The sequence below is a fragment of the Mesorhizobium sp. P2_E7 genome (genome assembly GCF_056403855.1).
This window is the reverse complement of record NZ_JBFUER010000001.1, coordinates 2,078,414-2,094,192: the sequence shown is the minus strand read 5'-3', so window position 1 is coordinate 2,094,192 and position 15,779 is coordinate 2,078,414. Positions and strand designations below refer to the sequence as shown.

Genomic DNA, 15,779 nt, shown 5'->3' with positions numbered 1-15,779 from the left:
GGGTTGTCGTTACGGATGCCCCCAGGCGATCGCCCCACAGCATCGCCTGATTCTCTTATTCTCGATTCTCGTGCATGTCGTTGTCCCAAAACCGCCGTGCACTTTTGGGCGACATGCACCAGTGATCGCCGATCATGGTTGATAACAGGTTGACGGCGCTCGACAAGAACGCCGATTTTGCCGAAGCAATGGCGGCAAATCGATGACATAAATCGAGCCCAAAACCATTCGGCGGCCAAAAAGCGGGGACGAAAAAGATGCGGATCGTCGTAAAGATCATCAAATGGCTGCTCGGTCTGGTCGTACTGGCGATCGCCGCTCTGTTTGCCTGGCTATACATCGCGCCGCCGGAACTAATCCGCGTCGGTTCGGGCTATTCGGCCAAGATCGTCTGCTCGAATGTTTTTATCGCCGGACGTGACCCCAATGAGGTGCTGGCTGTCGACGTGCAGGCGCCGGGCCATCCTCTGCTCCGGCTGATGAAAGTGTCGGTCGACAAGAACAGGGGGACTGTCTCGGCCGGGCTGCTTGGCTTCCTCGGCAAGAGCGTCGCCGTCGCGCGCGACGGCCTGGGTTGCGCCTCGGTCCCCGATGGCGATGTCGGCAAGGTACGGCGCACGACCATTCCTGCCGAAGCGTCGGTGGCCGCCAAGGGCGATCTGTGGCCTGAGGGAGATCGGGTCGATGGCTCGCAGAATCCCGAGATCGGCAGGATTCTCGACGATGCAGGGATGACCGGGACCGGCATGCGGACCGTGGTGGTGGTGAAGAATGGTCGCATCGTCGCCGAGCGTTATGGCGACGGCTTTTCGGCGAAGACGCCGCTGCTCGGCTGGTCGATGACCAAGACGGTCAATGCCGCGCTCGTCGGCACGCTGGTCAAGGATGGCAAGATGGCGGTGACCAATCAGGGCCTGTTCGCCCCGTGGAAGGCGGACGGCCGCGCCGCCATCAGCCTCGCCGACATGATGGCGATGTCGAGCGGGCTGGAGTTCAACGAAGATTACGGCGACGTCGCCGATGTGACGCGCATGCTCTATCTCGAGCCTGACATGGCGGGCTTCGCCGAATCCAAGCCGCTGACCGGCGACGTGGGTAAGGTGTTTTCCTATTCGAGCGGCACGGCGGTGATGTTGTCGCGGCTGTGGCAGGACGCGATCGGCGATAAAGCGAAGGCGCTGACTTGGCCGCGGACCGCGCTGTTTGCGCCGCTGGGCATGCAGAGCGCGGTGCTCGAGACCGATGAGCAGGGCACGTTTGTCGGCTCATCCTATCTCTACGCCACCGGCCATGACTGGGCGCGTTTCGGCCAGTTCCTGCTGCAGGGGGGCGTGTGGAACGGCAACCAGATCCTGCCGGCCGGTTTCGTCGACTGGATGCGCGAGCCGGCGTCGGCTTCGAAAGTCTACGGCAAGGGCCAGCTGTGGATCGAGGCGCCGGGCGACGAAGAAAATCCCGGTGCCGGCGTCGCCGCCGGCCTGCCTAAGGACACCTACTGGATGGAAGGCCACGACGGCCAGACGGTGGCCATCATCCCGTCAGAGCAGCTGGTGGTGGTGCGGCTCGGTCTGACCCCGGCCAAGCTCGACTACCGGCCGCAAGTGATGCTTGGCGCGCTGCTGAAGGCGCTGCATTAGCTATCGGATGCCGGTCGCCGCAGAGCCTCCTCATGCGGCGGTCGGCAAAGGCCTTGCGCGATCGACACGCGCCCGTTCGTCGGGCGAGTTCATGACCTGCCAAAGGTCGTTGCGGCGTTGGACGTTCAGCCAGAAATCCGCGCTGTTGCCGAACACTCGTGCCAGAATGAGCGCGGTCGCCGCCGTCACGTTGCGACGGTCGTTGCACAATTCGTTCACATGCTTGCGCTGGACCCCCATCGCCTCGGCCAAGGCCGCCTGTGTCAGGCCGAGCGGCTGCATGAATTCTTCCGAGAGGATTTCGCCAACCGTTGCGGGCTTGCGCGTGGTCATCAACATGTCTCACCTCATCTATAGCTGTGGTCGTCAAGATAGATTTCCGACGCCTCGCCGCGGCCACCGTCCCAGCGGAAGACCAGCCGCCATTGCTTGTTGACGCGGATAGAATGGAAGCCCTCAAGATTGCCGCGCAGTTTCTCGAAGTGATTGCTGGGCGGCACCCGCAAATCCTGGTCAGTCATCGCGTCGTCGATCATCTGGAGCTTGCGAAACAAGCGGCTTTCGAGGTCGGGCGGGACGTTGCGGGAGTGAGTGTCGTCCACAAAGAAGGCCCGCAGCCATCCGTCCCTAAAGCCGACGATCATCGCATGCGTCCAAGCATCGAGGTAATGTACCACTCAGTGGGGCACATAGCAATGCTCGCGGTTGTTGTCGCTCACAAAGGGCGGAGCGGTGCGCTTCAGGTTGCAAAACTCAGGATCGTGATACCAGGTCAGATGGCAGTCTTGACGATCGCCAGCCAGGCGTAGCCGCGATAAAGCGTGCGGAAACGGAAGCTTGCACCGGTTCGCCGAGATTCCGATTCCAGGACTTCGCGCAACGATTCACGCGGCGTGACATGGAATTTTCTGAGCCAACCGCGCAGCAATGTCCGGAACCAGTTGGGCAAGCCTTCCTGTTGGCCGAAGTCGACGACATGCAGCGAGCCGCCGGGCGCAAGTGCCGTAAGGGCCGCTGAAACCGTCTTTTCCCAGCCCGGGATCATCGACAGCGAATACGACACGAAAATGCGGTCGAAGCGTTCGATGCCGAACAGCGTTTTGGCATCGAAATCGGTGGCATCGCCGCGCGCCAGCACGACGCGGCCGGACAGGCCTTCGCGGCCAATCGCCTTGCGGGCGGTCTCCAGCATTTCGGCCGAGATGTCGAGGCCGAAGAACCGTGCGTCGGGATAGCGGCGAGCGGCAAGCGCTATGTTACGGCCGGTACCGCAGCCGAGTTCGAGCACGCTGCCTTTCGCCGGCACGTCCAGCCCCGAGATCATCTGGTCGCGGCCGAGCAGGTAATATTTGCGGGTCAAGTCGTAGATATGGCGTTGCCAGCGATAGACGCCGTCCATCAGTTCGGCATGGTCGGCCGGCAGCTCGCTCGTGCTCATGCGGCGCGCTTCACATAGAGGTGGAAGCCGCCATAGATCGCCGAGCGGTCGCGAGCCGAATAGTCACGCGAAGCCTCGTCCTCGTAGGTCCACTGGTCGAGCAGCGAGGTCGAGACGCGGCCGGGCAGCAGGCTGGGTTCGGCGGCGGTGCGGAAGATGACGCGGGCGCCGACCGAGGCGGTGCGGGTGATCTCCGACCACAGCGCGTTGAGCTGGTCATCCGTCATCCAGTCCTGCGCGTCGAGCAGGATGAAGCGGTCGACGGTCCCGGCCTCCTTGCCGGCCAGGAATTCGATCAGATTGGCGTGGTGGATGCCGACGCGATCGACATTGTCGCGGATCGCCTTGTAGTTGCGTTCTTCGAGATAGGCGGGCAGGGCGGCTTCGCCCGGATTGGGATAGCGGCGGGCAAAGGCCTGCCAGGCGAAGTAGTTGTTCTTCAATGGAAAATCGCAAGCGAGCTTTTCCAGCCGCGCCTTCAGCACGCTGGCCATTGAGCCGTCGCCCGAGGTGATGAGCGAATCGTACTGCGCCGGCGGAATGCCGAGACCGAACAGCGAAGCCTTGCGCGATGTCGCCCAGCGCAAGAGCTTCTTGTCGAAGACCGGCGCCAGCTCTTCGTTGAAGAAGCGGCGCTGGTCGGCGATGCTCTTCGACGCCATGATGCCGGCGGGATCGACGCCGAAGAATTTGGCGGTGCGATGGCCCATGGCGATGAACAGGCCGAGCAGGCCGGTCTGGTAGAAATTGCGGTCGAAGACGGTGATGCGCCGGCGGCCGCGCCAGTTGCGACGCTCCCAATAATGGCGGCTGACCGGATCGAGATGCGGTGCGATGAAGCGGTCATAGGCTTCCGAATTGTGGCTGGTGTCGGCGGCGCCGAAGAAGCGGAACAGGTCGCCCTGCGACGGCAGATGCCGCACCGCTTCCAGTTTCATACGGTTCAAGGCGATATGGGCGGCGTTGAGATCGACCGCATCGACGCGTTCAGGCGACCGGGTGAGGTAAGCGAGGATGTTGCAGCCACCGGAGGCGATGGTGACGACGCGGTGACCCTGGCCAAGCTGCATGGCCTCCATGTCGACTTCAGGGTCTTCCCAGATCTGCGGGTAGACGAGGCCGGAAAACAGAAGCGCAAACAGCCGTTCGGAAAGGCCGGCCTTCGACAGCGGCCGGTTCTGGTAGACAGCCTTTCCAACTTCCTTGCCACGGCGAAAGACCAGATCTGCCGAAACGTCCGTCATGGCTAATGATTCCCCGTTTGCTTTGGCGCAAGCGGGTAGCGCAGCGTCATGACAGGCCAGTGACAGGCTGTTGACGCTTCAGCTTGTTGTTTTGATGCAAGTCGTTTTCCCAAAACGGATGACCAATTTTTGGGCGACGTGCGTCAATCCTGGCCAAACCCTCCCGGTGTCGGCGTCGTGAGGATGACGGCGTCGCCGGCGTCAAGCACGGTCTGGTCGCAGGCCTTCAGCACATCGATCGATCCATCGCTGCGCCGCACCTTGGTCGAGCCGACCTCGCCATCGCCGCCGCCGTCGAGGCCTTGCGGGGGCCGGTTGCGGTGCGAGGACAGGATGGCGCATTCCATCTTTTCGAGGAAGCGGATGGTGCGCTTCGTGCCGTCGCCGGCGCTCCATTTGCCCTTGCCGCCGGATCCCTGGCGGATGTGAAAATCCTCGAGCAGCACGGGAAAGCGCAGTTCCAGCACCTCCGGATCGGTGAGGCGCGAATTGGTCATGTGGGTGTGAACCCCCGATGTGCCGGCAAAGCCGCGACCGGAGTTCATCTGCCCGGCCGGCGAGCCCGAGCAGATGGTCTCGTAGTACTGGTACTGCTTGTTGCCGAAGGTCAGGTTGTTCATCGTGCCTTGCGCGTTGGCCATGGCGCCCATGGCGCCGAACAGCGCGTTGGTGACATGCTGCGAGGTCTCGACATTGCCGGCGACGACGGCGGCGGGGTAGGCGGGCTTCAGCATCGAGCCGTCGGGGATGATGATGTTGATTGGCCGCAGGCAGCCGGCATTCATCGGGATCATGTCCTCGACCATGACGCGGAAGGCATAGAGCACGGCTGCACGGGCGACGGGCTCCGGCGCGTTGAAATTGTTCTTCATGACAGGCGAGGTGCCGGTGAAGTCGACGGTCGCCTCGCGCCTTTGCCGGTCGACAGTGATCTTCACCTTGATCACCTGGCCGGTGTCGGTCGGGTATTCATACTCAGAACTGTCGGGCAGCCGCTCCAGCACGCGGCGCACGCTTTCGGCGGCATTGTCCTGGACATGGCCCATATAGGCTTCGACGACATCGAGACCGAAATGCGCGACCATCTTGCGCAGTTCCGCCACGCCCTTCTCGTTGGCGGCGATCTGCGCCTTGAGGTCGGCGATGTTCTGGTGCGGATTGCGGGCGGGGTAGGGGTGGTCGGTGAGCAGCGTTTGCAGCTCCGCCTCGCGGAATTTTCCGCGATCGACGACGCGGAAATTATCGAACAGGACGCCTTCCTCGTCGACGGTGGTGGCCAGCGGCGTCATTGAGCCGGGAGCGGTGCCGCCAATGTCGGCATGATGGCCGCGCGAGGCCGCCCAGAACAGGATTTCTTGCTTGGCGTCATCGAACACCGGCGTCACCACGGTGATGTCAGGCAGATGCGTGCCGCCATTGTAGGGTGCATTCAGTGCAAAGACGTCGCCGGGATGGATGTCACCGGAGTTCAGCCGGATGATGGTTTCGACCGAGCGGTCCATGGAGCCGAGATGGACCGGCATGTGCGGCGCGTTGGCGACCAGCGCGCCGTGGCGGTCGAAGACGGCGCAGGAGAAATCCAGCCTTTCCTTGATGTTGACGGAATAGGCGGTGTTCTGCAACGTGACGCCCATCTGTTCGGCGATCGACATGAAGAGGTTGTTGAAGACCTCCAGCATCACGGGATCGGCTTCAGTACCAAGGGCGGCAGCGCGCACTTTCCGTTCCGTGCGGCGGATGACGACGTGATTGAGGTTGGTGATTTCGGCCTGCCAGCCGGGCTCGACAACGATGGTCTGGTTCGGCTCGATGATGAGAGCAGGGCCTGGGACCAGATTGGATGGGCGCAGGTTTTCGCGACGATGTATGCCGGCTTCGCGCCACTGGCCTTCGGTGTAGATGCGCCGCGTTCCAGAAGCGCCAGCTTCAACCCGTGCAGGCCCGGCCGGCGCATAGCCTTCGGCGCTGTTCTCGGTGATTTCGGTGCCTTCGACGCCGACAGTCTCGACGATCATCGGCTTGTCGTCATAGACGAAACCGAACTGCGCCTTGTGGGCGATTTCGAAATCGCGCCTGGCCTGGAAGATGGAGTCAGCCTCAAAATTCACCGGCAGCGTGGTGTCGGTGCCGTCATAGCGGATGTGCAACACCGGCTTTGCGGCAACCTTGTCCTCGACGATGCCTTGCGCGGCGAGTTCGGCGATGACCGCCTTTTTCAAGCTGGCAATGAGGCTGTCGATCTCGGCCCTGGATTCTTCGGCAAGCGGCTTGAGCAGTGCCTGCTGGCGTGACGCAAAAACCGACGACAGGCCGATGCCGTAGGCCGACAGCAGGCCGGAGAAGGGGTGGATCAGCACCGCTTCCATGCCGAGTGCGTCGGCGACCAGGCAAGCATGCTGGCCGCCGGCGCCGCCAAAACAGTTCAGCAGATATTCGGTGACGTCGTAGCCGCGCTGGACGGAGATCTTCTTGATGGCGTTGGCCATGTTTTCCACCGCGATGGTGACAAAGCCTTCGGCGACGGCCTCCGGCGTGCGGCCGTCGCCTATTTCGGCGGCAAGGGCTTTGAATCTTTCGCGCACGGCGGCGACATCCAGCGGCTGATCCTGGCCCGGCCCGAAGATCGCCGGGAAGAAATCGGGCTGCAGTTTGCCCAGCATCACATTGGCGTCGGTGACGGCGAGCGGGCCGCCACGCCTATAAGCGGCAGGACCGGGATTGGCGCCGGCGGAATCCGGGCCGGCGCGGAAGCGGCCGGCTTCGTAATGCAGGATCGAGCCGCCGCCGGCAGCGACCGTGTGGATGCGCATCATCGGCGCGCGGATGCGCACGCCGGCAACCTCGGTGTCGAAGGCGCGCTCATACTCGCCGTCATAATGGGCGACGTCGGTGGAGGTGCCGCCCATGTCGAAGCCGATGACTTTTTCGAAGCCGGCGAGCTTCGCCGTTTCGACCATGCCGACGACGCCGCCGGCCGGACCGGACAACAGCGCATCCTTGCCTTGGAACATGTCGGCAGCGGTGAGCCCGCCGGATGACATCATGAACATGAGGTGGGGGGACCGGCTGATCTCCCCCCTTGTGGGGCAGATGCCCGGCAGGGCAGAGGGGGGCGTGACGGAATGAGGCGCTGGCGGGACAGCGCCCCCCTCTGTCGGCTTCGCCGACATCTCCCCCACACGTGGGGAGATTGGCGCTGCGCCGAGCTCTTGGCCAACCCTCTGCACATATCTCGACAGGATCGGCGACAGATAGGCATCGACCACGGTGGTGTCGCCGCGGCCGACGAGCTTGATCAGCGGCGAGACCTCATGGCTGACCGAAATCTGCGAGAACCCAATCTTGCGGCAGACTTTCGCCACCGCCTTCTCGTGGTCGGGGTATTTCCAGGCATGCATGAAGACGATGGCCACCGCATCGATGCCGTCGGCCTTCGCCTTTTCGATGGCGGGACGGCAGGCGGCGATGTCGAGCAGGCGCTCGACGCTGCCATCGGCAAGCACGCGTTCGTTGATTTCGATGACCCGCTCATAGAGCTGTTCGGGAAGGATGATTTCCTTGGCGAAGATGTCGGGCCGTGCCTGGTAGGCGATCTTCAGCGCATCGCGAAAGCCCTTGGTGATGAGCAAAAGCACACGGTCGCCCTTGCGCTCCAGAAGCGCGTTGGTGGCGACGGTGGTGCCCATCTTGATGTCGCCGATCAGGCCGGGCGGGATGGCGGCGCCTGGTTTCAGCCCCAGCAATTCGCGGATTCCTGCTATGGCCGCGTCGGGATAGGCTTCAGGATTTTCCGACAGGAGTTTTTTGGGATGCAACCCGCCGTCCGGGTCGCGTCCGATCACGTCGGTGAAGGTGCCGCCGCGGTCGATCCAAAAATCCCATTTCTTGTCCACGCAGAGCTCCGGCATTTCATTTGGTTTCAGACTGTTAGTTCGCTATCGCACGGCCTGCAATCGGCTAGGGGATGTTACATGCCGAAACGCAACGTTACGAAACTCATGGCCGTCTGATGCATTTCCCCTTCGACCGTTCACCGGAACGTGAGCGTGTGTTGAAGGAGAGATGTTATGAAAAAGCTCATTCTGGCTTCCGTTTCCGCCCTGGCCCTGCTGGGCGTCGCAGCCTGCAGCGACAGCGGCACCGATAACACCACCACCCAGAGCACCAATCCGCCGGCCGCCGAACAGCCGATGCAGCCGGCAAACCCCGATACCCCGAAGCCCGCAGAACCGGCTCCGGCAACACCTGCTCCTGCCGCCCCCGCGCAGTAGCAGTGGTCTCAGTCACTTTGGCGTGACGAGACAGGAGGCCGGCTTCGCGCCGGCCTTCCTGCGTTTGGGGCCGCTCTGGGCGTTTCGTGGGCTACGATCGGCTCATTCTTGCACTTTGCGATCTGTCGCGTCGGTTGTTTGCGTATATCGATCCACCCCTGCGGCACTGTCTTGGCTTGATAGCGGTGGCCGGCGGCCCTAATAAGCGCTCATGTCGATTTGGGATCGCCTCGGCGAGTTCATCACCCGCGTTTCTTCTTCAGCCAATTCGGGCGTCGCCGAAGTGGTCGAGGCCGTGCGCACTGTTTTTTCCGGCGACCCCGATCTGCGCCGGCGCGTTGCCTTCTCGGTGGCGATGATTGCGCTGTCGGCCAAGATGGCCAAGGCTGATGGCATCGTCACCCAGGACGAGGTGCGAGCCTTCCAGGAAATATTCGAGGTGCCGAGAGAGCAGACCCGCAATGTGGCGCGGCTCTACGATCTGGCCAAGCGCGACGTCGCAGGGTTCGAGACCTATGCCGAGCGCATGGCGCAGATGTGTGGCTCGGGCCACTCCAACTGCGTCATGCTGGAAGATATACTCGACGGCCTGTTCCACATCGCCAAGGCCGACGGGCTGGTGCATGAACGCGAAGGCATTTTCCTGCACCGCATTGCCGAGATTTTCCGCATCGACGAGGTGCACTACGAGGCGATCATGGCCAGGCACGTCAATCTCGGCGCCGGCGATCCCTATCTCGTGCTCGGCATCGAGCGCGGCAAGCCGTTCGAGGAGGTCAGGAAGCGGTATCGCAAGCTGGTCTCCGACAACCATCCGGACCGGCTGATCGCGCGCGGCCTGCCGCAGGAATTCATCAAGATCGCGACGACCAGGGTTGCGGCGATCAACGCGGCCTACGAGATGATCGAGCGGGGCCTCAGGCACGCATGAGCGGCTTCCTGCCCGACGAGCCGCGCGCCGAGGTCAGGGTATCGCCGAATTTCGGCCCGCGGCGCGATACGCTGAAGCCAGACATGATCGTGTTGCACTATACCGGCATGGCGACGGGTGCTTCCGCCGAAGCCTGGCTGTGCGATCCGGCGAGCGAGGTTTCATCACATTATCTCGTCCACGAGGATGGCCGCATCATCCAGATGGTGCGCGAGAGCGACCGCGCCTGGCATGCCGGGGCAAGTTCCTGGTTCGGGCGCACCGACATCAACTCCTGCTCGGTCGGCATCGAAATCGTCAACCCCGGCCATTCGCTCGGCTATTCGACCTTTCCCAAGCGGCAGATCGAGGCGGTGATCGGGCTATGCAAGGGAATCATCGGGCGCCATTCCATTACGGCGCAACGGGTGCTCGCCCATTCCGACATCGCGCCAGGGCGCAAGATCGATCCGGGCGAGAAATTCCCCTGGAAGGTGCTGTTTGCGGCGGGGGTCGGCCATCTCGTGCCTGCGGCGCCGATCCGGCGCGGCCCGGTGCCGAAAGCCGGCGATACCGGCGCCGAGGTCGAGGCGCTGCAGTCGATGCTGGCGCTCTACGGCTATGGCGTGGAAATATCCGGTGTCTTCGACCGCCAGACCGAAATCGTCGTCGAAGCGTTTCAGCGGCATTTCCGGCCACGCCTGGTGGATGGCGTCGCCGACGGCTCGACGATCCGCACGCTGCAAAGCCTGCTGACTTCCCTTAGGTCAGTTGCGCCTAAATAACCTTTTCCTGATATTAGAGTTACAGCCTGTCACTGAAAGTGAATTGCCTCGCCTTGTTCGACACCAATTCGGACCTCAAAGGCAGTTCGTGCAAGTTATCAGGCCTTCATCCCCCTGGAAGTCCCGATATTGATTAGGCGTTGCTGCGTGAAGATCTTCGCGCGGCTCAAACAGAACAGGACCACATGCAGAAATTGACCGTTGTAACGGCAGCTATTGCTGCCGGCGTGATGACTTTTGCCTTCACCGCGGCCGATGCCGCACCTCTGAGCCAGAGGGCAGACCAGGGCTTCATCGCCGCACCCGCCAAAACCGCCATGACGAAAGCGAGCCCGAAAGCCAAGAGGACAGCCACTGCCAAAGTGCAAAAGGCAGCCGTGGTGAAGGTCAGAAAAGCGACGGCCAAGAGGCATTTGAAGCGCGGCAGGAAGAGCATCGACCTGACGACGACCGCGTCGATCGGTCCGAGCACCGCTTCAGAGTCGACGGCGGCGGCCGCGCTCGGTGGCCAGTATTCGGCGATCATTGCCCGCTATGCGGCGGCCGAAGGCGTACCGGTGTCGCTGGCCAAGGCGGTCATCAAGATCGAGAGCAATTATCGCCCCAACATCGTCGGCAGCGCCGGTGAAATCGGCCTGATGCAGATCAAGCCGGCGACGGCGCGGATGATGGGCTATAGCGGCTCGACCAAGGGCCTGTTCGATCCCGACACCAACATCAAATACGGCATGAAATATCTCGCCATGGCGCGCAACCTCGGCGGCGGCACGACCTGCGGCACGATCCTGAAATACAATGCCGGCCATGCCGCGACGCGGATGAACCCGGTGTCGGCCGCCTATTGCGGCAAGGTCAAGGTGCAAATGGCAGCCCTTGGATCTCCCGCATAAGTCTGCTTTTTCGTTTGCGTTTTTGAACGTGAACCCCTTTATACGCTCTGCCAGCTGGCCGGGCGGCCGCACCCGCAAAGCCGAAAGGCTGCGGGTGAGGAAAGTCCGGGCTCCATGGAGACACGGTGCCGGTTAATGGCCGGCGGGGGCGACCCCAGGGAAAGTGCCACAGAAAGCAAACCGCCACGATTTATCGGGGTAAGGGTGAAAGGGTGGGGTAAGAGCCCACCGCGCGACTGGCAACAGGAGCGGCACGGTAAACCCCACCGGGAGCAAGACCGAATAGGGACGGTGCGAGGGGAAACCTTCGAGGGCTGTTTCCGGCTCACCGTCCGGGTAGGTTGCGTGAGGCGCATGGCAACATGCGCCCAAGATGAATGGCCGCCACGTTCTCGCCCCGCAAGGGGCGAGGGCCATACAAAACCCGGCTTACAGGCCAGCTGGCAATTTTCCGCGATATCGAAGATCTTTTGAGATCAGCAGGTTGCGCCCTTGGGCGCGCCTGTTGATTCAAGTGCTTCAGCAGTTGAATCAACCGCGCGGGGTAGGCTGAAAGCAATGGACGTTCTTGAAGCTGGTGCGATTAAATCGTACCATGGCCATGGTGGTGGATGGATCAAGGAGCACGTCATGGGTCATGTCGACAAACGCAGCATCACGCTTTCGCCGGAACTGGCGGCGGCGGTCGACGATGTTGTGGCCGCCGGCGAATATGCGTCGGCCAGCGAAGTGATCCGCGACGCGCTCCGGCAATGGAAAGACCGCCGCGACCTGCTCGGCTACACGGTCGAGGAACTGCGCAAGCTGGTGCAGGAGGGGATCGAGAGCGGGCCGGGACGGTTTGCGTCGATGGATGAGATCAAGGCCGAAGCACGCAGACGATTGAGAGGCGACGACGCAGCATGAGTTTGCTGCCCGTCGTCCGCAATGCGCGCGCAGAAGAGGACCTGATCGCTATCTGGCTGCACGTTGCACCAGACAGCGAGGCTGCGGCCGATCGGCTCCTCGATCGGATTGAAGCACGCTGGCAGCAACTGGCGACGTATCCATACTCAGGCGCACCGCGTGATGATATCGCCCCCGGTATCCGCCATCTGCTCGTTAGCGAACATCTCATTCTGTATCGCGTCCGAGAGGACGCAATCGAGATTGTCCGTGTCCTGCACGGCAGGCGCAATATCGGCGCCGACGACGTCGTCACCTAAGCGGTCGCCTCAATCGCCGATCTTGTCCAGCGATGCCTCGATCGCCGCCCAAAGCTCCTCCACCGGCTCGCAACCGACCGAGAGGCGAACGAAGCCGGGCGGAACGGCGTCGCCGCGTTTGGCCCGCCTCTCGGCCGAGGTGTGGACACCGCCGAAGGATGTCGCCGCCTGCATCAGGGTGCAGTTGTTGATGAAATCCTCGGCCTTGCCCTCCGAGGCGAGTTCGAAGGAGACGAGGAAGCCGAAACGCTCCATCTGGGCGCGGGCGAGGTTGTGCGACGGATCGCCTTCCAGCCCGGGATAGCGCAGGCCGCTCACGGCGCGATGATCTTTTAGGCGCTTCGCGATCACCTCCGCCGAAGTGCACATCCGGTCGAAGCGCACGTCCAGTGTCTCCAGGCCGCGATGCACCAGCCAGGCCTCGAACGGGCCGGGAATGCCGCCCGCCAGCTCGCGCCACCCGGTGACGGCGGCGATGATGTCCGGATTGCGGGTGGCGACATGGCCGAACAGCACGTCGGAGTGGCCGTTGGCCGCCTTGGTGTCGGCGGCGACGACAATATCGGCGCCAAGATCCAGCGGGCGCTGGCCGAACGGCGTCATCGTCGTGTTGTCGACGACGACGATCGCGCCCGCCCGGTGGGCAGCCTCGGCGACGGCTGTGATGTCGCAGATGTCCAATCGCGGATTTGACGGGGTTTCGATGTAGACGAGCCGATAGCTCTCGAAGCCGCCGTCGAGAAAGGTCGATGTCGGCCTGAGATCATAGGCGATGCCGAACGGTTTCAGGAAACGCTCGGCCAGCGCGCGCGTGGCGTGATAGCCGTCGGAAGGCAAAAGGACGCGGTCGCCTGTTTTGAGCAACCCGAAAAACACCGCCGAGATCGCCGCCATTCCCGAGGGGAAGCCGACGCATGGGGCGTCTTCCAGATGCGCAAGCATGTGCTCGACCGCGTCCCAGGTGGCGTTGCTGTAGCGGCCATACTGGCTGTAGCCGGCGCCATCGCCCGGGTTGTGGAAAATGGCGGCCATGGTCAGCGGCAACGGGATGGGATCGCCTTTGGCAAGTCCGTCGCGGCGCAGATGGGCAAGGGAGGCCGCGCGTGACCTGGCTGTTTCGGACATGGATTTTCCAACCTTGTTGCTGAGCGAAAAGACGGCCGACGCTATGCGTGGCGGCGATGCGCGGCAAGCCGCTTCCGGTTGGGCCAAGCCGCTCTAAACGCTTCGTTAGGCTTAATGAGGGATAAAGACGGGAGCGTCGTCAAAGCTGCTCTCACCGGTTGTGGCGCGCGCGTTTGTGAAGCCTGTTCCCGTTGACGCCCATAGTGCCCCATGATATCCCATTTCGATACCAAAGCCTTCGTTCCGCGTCAGGGTAAAGCGTACGCCAATCGGGCAGCCGCGGCGGCTGTGCGTTTGCGGGGTTTTGCTGTTGGGACCGAAGCAGTTTTTCGGCAGGGGACGCGCAACAGCGCGGACGAAAACATGGAGAGGGGTGCGGCGGCGGAAGCGGCTGTAGCGTGTCATGGACCGGTTTCTGTCAAGCGCGGTGAACAGGATCGATGCGAAGGGGCGGGTCTCCGTTCCGGCGCATTTCCGCGCGGTCGTGCAGAAGCGCGGCTATTCGGACCTCTACGCACTGCGGTGCCTGGATGTCGCGGCTATGGATGTCGGCGGGCTCGATTTGCTCGACCGTTACGAACAGCGCATCGCGCTGGAGGATCCATTCCTGCAGACGGCGGACGACATGTCGTTCTTCTGCCATGGCGACGGGACGTTCCTGAAGCTAGACCAGGACGGCCGCATCACGATGAGCGATTTCATCCGCGAACATACGGGCATAACGAGCGAAGTGGCCTTTGTCGGCCGCGGCAATTTCTTTCAAGTTTGGGAACCGGGGCGGCTTGCCGCCTATGGGGCGCAGGCGCGAGCCCGGCTTTTGCAGCTTCGGCAGGGGACGAAGCCTGGGGAGCGACCGGAATGATGGCGGATCACGGCGATGATATCAGCGCCGTTGGCGGATCGGTCCGCCACATTCCGGTCCTCCTTGCCGAAGTGCTGGAAGCGCTCTCGCTCAAAGCCGGCGATGTGATCGTCGACGGCACGTTTGGCGCCGGCGGCTATACCAAAGCGATCCTGGCGAGCGGCGCCTCCGTTGTCGCCATCGATCGCGATCCGGACGCCATTGCTGCGGGTCGCAGCCTTGAGCAGCAATCCGGCGGCAGGCTGAGGCTGGTTCAGGCGCCGTTCTCGACGCTGGACGAACAGGTAGAAAGCGCCGACGGCGTGGTGCTCGACATCGGCATTTCCTCCATGCAGGTCGACCAGGCCGAGCGCGGCTTTTCGTTCCGCGCCGACGGGCCGCTCGACATGCGCATGGCGCAGGCGGGCTTGAGCGCCGCCGATGTCGTCAATTCGTTCAAGACGGGTGACCTTGCCCGCATTTTCGGTTTCCTTGGCGAAGAGCGCAACGCCGGCCGTATCGCCCGCATGATCGAGAGCCGCCGCGAAAAACGCCCGTTCGAGCGCACGCTCGACCTTGCCGACGCCGTCGAGACGCATATCGGCCGCGCGCCGAAGGACAAGATCCATCCGGCCACCCGCGTCTTCCAGGCGCTGCGCATCTTCGTCAACGATGAGCTGGGCGAACTGGCCAGGGCGCTGGTTGCGTCCGAGCGCGTGCTGAAGCCCGGCGGGCGGCTTGCTGTGGTGACGTTCCATTCGCTGGAAGACCGCATCGTCAAGCGCTTCATTGCCGACCGCGCCGACGCGGTGACCGGCTCGCGCCATATGCCCGAGGCGCATGCGCGCAGCGCCACCTTCCGCAAGGCCGGTGGCGGCGTGACGCCCGGCGACGCCGAAATAGCAGCCAATCCACGGGCGCGTTCGGCCAGGCTGCGCGCTGCGATCCGTACCGAGGCGCCGGCGCGCCCCGGCGACCTTTCGATTTTCGGCCTTCCAAAGCTTCCCGGCATCCAGGCGCCGCGAGAGAGGTGAACACTTGTTTCGAACCAGCGACATAGTCCTGATCGCCGTCATGGTCTCGGCCGCGGCCTTCACCTACAAGGCCAAGCGCGAGGCCGAGGAACAACTGGCCTCGGTGCAGAAGATCCAGGCGCAGATCCGCTACGAGGAGGACACCATCGACCTGCTCAAGGCCGACTGGAGCCTGCTGACCCAGCCGTCGCGCCTGCAGAAGCTGGCTGAAACCTACAAATCGCAGCTCGCACTCGAGCCGGTCAATGCGCGTCAGATCGTCGGGATCGACGATCTGCCGGCAAAACCGCTTAATATCGAGGACCTGTCGTCGCAGCGGCTTGGCGGCATGGCCGACAATTCCGGCAAAGGACCAGCCGGCAAGGATCCCGTGGTGACCGGAGCCATCGTCCAATGACA

17 protein-coding genes and 1 other RNA gene are annotated in these 15,779 nt (G+C 63.0%); 11 read left to right on the top strand and 7 right to left on the bottom strand.

Annotated elements, in window-relative coordinates; all coding sequences use genetic code 11:
• Window positions 1-55: 55 nt before the first annotated feature.
• On the bottom strand, window positions 56-280 hold the full coding sequence (locus AC1DYC_RS10580; protein WP_477406045.1) for a hypothetical protein: 225 nt from the start codon (window positions 278-280) through the stop codon (window positions 56-58).
• Here AC1DYC_RS10580 and AC1DYC_RS10575 point away from each other — a divergent pair.
• Entirely contained in the window at window positions 258-1,637 is a 1,380-nt protein-coding gene (locus AC1DYC_RS10575) for a serine hydrolase domain-containing protein (RefSeq protein ID WP_477406043.1), read from the top strand. The two genes, AC1DYC_RS10580 and AC1DYC_RS10575, sit on opposite strands and share 23 nt — an antisense overlap.
• Window positions 1,638-1,667: 30 nt before the next feature.
• Here the strand turns inward: AC1DYC_RS10575 and AC1DYC_RS10570 are convergent, their stop codons facing one another.
• From AC1DYC_RS10570 to AC1DYC_RS10550, 5 genes are all read right to left on the bottom strand, one after another.
• On the bottom strand, window positions 1,668-1,976 hold the full coding sequence (locus AC1DYC_RS10570) for a HigA family addiction module antitoxin (protein ID WP_477406041.1): 309 nt from the start codon (window positions 1,974-1,976) through the stop codon (window positions 1,668-1,670).
• 8 nt (window positions 1,977-1,984) lie between these two features.
• On the bottom strand, window positions 1,985-2,281 hold the full coding sequence (locus AC1DYC_RS10565; RefSeq protein ID WP_477406039.1) for a type II toxin-antitoxin system RelE/ParE family toxin: 297 nt from the start codon (window positions 2,279-2,281) through the stop codon (window positions 1,985-1,987).
• 128 nt (window positions 2,282-2,409) lie between these two features.
• The gene (locus AC1DYC_RS10560) at window positions 2,410-3,075 is read right to left on the bottom strand and encodes a class I SAM-dependent methyltransferase (protein WP_477406037.1); all 666 of its coding nucleotides are present in this window, start codon (window positions 3,073-3,075) and stop codon (window positions 2,410-2,412) included.
• The gene (locus AC1DYC_RS10555) at window positions 3,072-4,319 is read right to left on the bottom strand and encodes a BtaA family protein (RefSeq protein ID WP_477406035.1); all 1,248 of its coding nucleotides are present in this window, start codon (window positions 4,317-4,319) and stop codon (window positions 3,072-3,074) included. Before AC1DYC_RS10555 ends, AC1DYC_RS10560 begins: the two co-directional genes overlap by 4 nt.
• Before the next feature lie 143 nt (window positions 4,320-4,462).
• Window positions 4,463-8,212, bottom strand: coding sequence for a hydantoinase B/oxoprolinase family protein (locus tag AC1DYC_RS10550; protein WP_477406033.1), 3,750 nt, complete (start codon window positions 8,210-8,212; stop codon window positions 4,463-4,465).
• Between the two features lie 174 nt (window positions 8,213-8,386).
• Between AC1DYC_RS10550 and AC1DYC_RS10545 the strand changes: the two genes are divergently transcribed.
• From AC1DYC_RS10545 to AC1DYC_RS10515, 7 genes are all read left to right on the top strand, one after another.
• Complete coding sequence (locus AC1DYC_RS10545) at window positions 8,387-8,590, top strand: hypothetical protein (RefSeq protein ID WP_181055739.1); 204 nt, start codon at window positions 8,387-8,389, stop codon at window positions 8,588-8,590.
• A gap of 211 nt (window positions 8,591-8,801) precedes the next feature.
• Window positions 8,802-9,521: a TerB family tellurite resistance protein gene (locus AC1DYC_RS10540; RefSeq protein ID WP_477301181.1), complete on the top strand. Its 720-nt coding sequence runs from the start codon at window positions 8,802-8,804 to the stop codon at window positions 9,519-9,521.
• Window positions 9,518-10,285, top strand: coding sequence for an N-acetylmuramoyl-L-alanine amidase (locus AC1DYC_RS10535; RefSeq protein WP_477406031.1), 768 nt, complete (start codon window positions 9,518-9,520; stop codon window positions 10,283-10,285). Before AC1DYC_RS10540 ends, AC1DYC_RS10535 begins: the two co-directional genes overlap by 4 nt.
• Window positions 10,286-10,470: 185 nt before the next feature.
• Window positions 10,471-11,175 (top strand): lytic transglycosylase domain-containing protein, encoded by a 705-nt coding sequence (locus tag AC1DYC_RS10530; protein ID WP_477406029.1) that lies wholly within the window; start codon window positions 10,471-10,473, stop codon window positions 11,173-11,175.
• A gap of 50 nt (window positions 11,176-11,225) precedes the next feature.
• Window positions 11,226-11,623, top strand: an RNA gene (gene rnpB, locus AC1DYC_RS10525) — RNase P RNA component class A.
• Between the two features lie 182 nt (window positions 11,624-11,805).
• Entirely contained in the window at window positions 11,806-12,081 is a 276-nt protein-coding gene (locus AC1DYC_RS10520) for a type II toxin-antitoxin system ParD family antitoxin (RefSeq protein ID WP_477408241.1), read from the top strand.
• Complete coding sequence (locus AC1DYC_RS10515) at window positions 12,078-12,380, top strand: type II toxin-antitoxin system RelE/ParE family toxin (RefSeq protein ID WP_477406027.1); 303 nt, start codon at window positions 12,078-12,080, stop codon at window positions 12,378-12,380. The genes AC1DYC_RS10520 and AC1DYC_RS10515 overlap by 4 nt, the downstream gene beginning before the upstream one ends.
• A 9-nt stretch (window positions 12,381-12,389) precedes the next feature.
• Here AC1DYC_RS10515 and AC1DYC_RS10510 read toward each other — a convergent pair whose 3' ends face one another.
• Window positions 12,390-13,505 carry a cystathionine gamma-lyase gene (locus tag AC1DYC_RS10510; RefSeq protein WP_477406025.1) on the bottom strand — a complete coding sequence of 372 codons (1,116 nt, stop codon included), beginning with the start codon at window positions 13,503-13,505 and terminating at the stop codon, window positions 12,390-12,392.
• 403 nt (window positions 13,506-13,908) lie between these two features.
• On the opposite strand from AC1DYC_RS10510, the gene mraZ reads away from it, so the two are divergent.
• The 3 genes from mraZ to ftsL are packed head-to-tail and all read left to right on the top strand — an operon-like array spanning window position 13,909 to window position 15,777.
• Window positions 13,909-14,367, top strand: a complete 459-nt coding sequence (gene mraZ / locus AC1DYC_RS10505) for a division/cell wall cluster transcriptional repressor MraZ (protein WP_477406023.1) — start codon at window positions 13,909-13,911, stop codon at window positions 14,365-14,367.
• On the top strand, window positions 14,364-15,380 hold the full coding sequence (gene rsmH, locus AC1DYC_RS10500; RefSeq protein ID WP_477406021.1) for a 16S rRNA (cytosine(1402)-N(4))-methyltransferase RsmH: 1,017 nt from the start codon (window positions 14,364-14,366) through the stop codon (window positions 15,378-15,380). The genes mraZ and rsmH overlap by 4 nt, the downstream gene beginning before the upstream one ends.
• Window positions 15,381-15,384: 4 nt before the next feature.
• Window positions 15,385-15,777 carry a cell division protein FtsL gene (gene ftsL / locus AC1DYC_RS10495; protein WP_477406019.1) on the top strand — a complete coding sequence of 131 codons (393 nt, stop codon included), beginning with the start codon at window positions 15,385-15,387 and terminating at the stop codon, window positions 15,775-15,777.
• Window positions 15,778-15,779 lie beyond the last annotated feature (2 nt).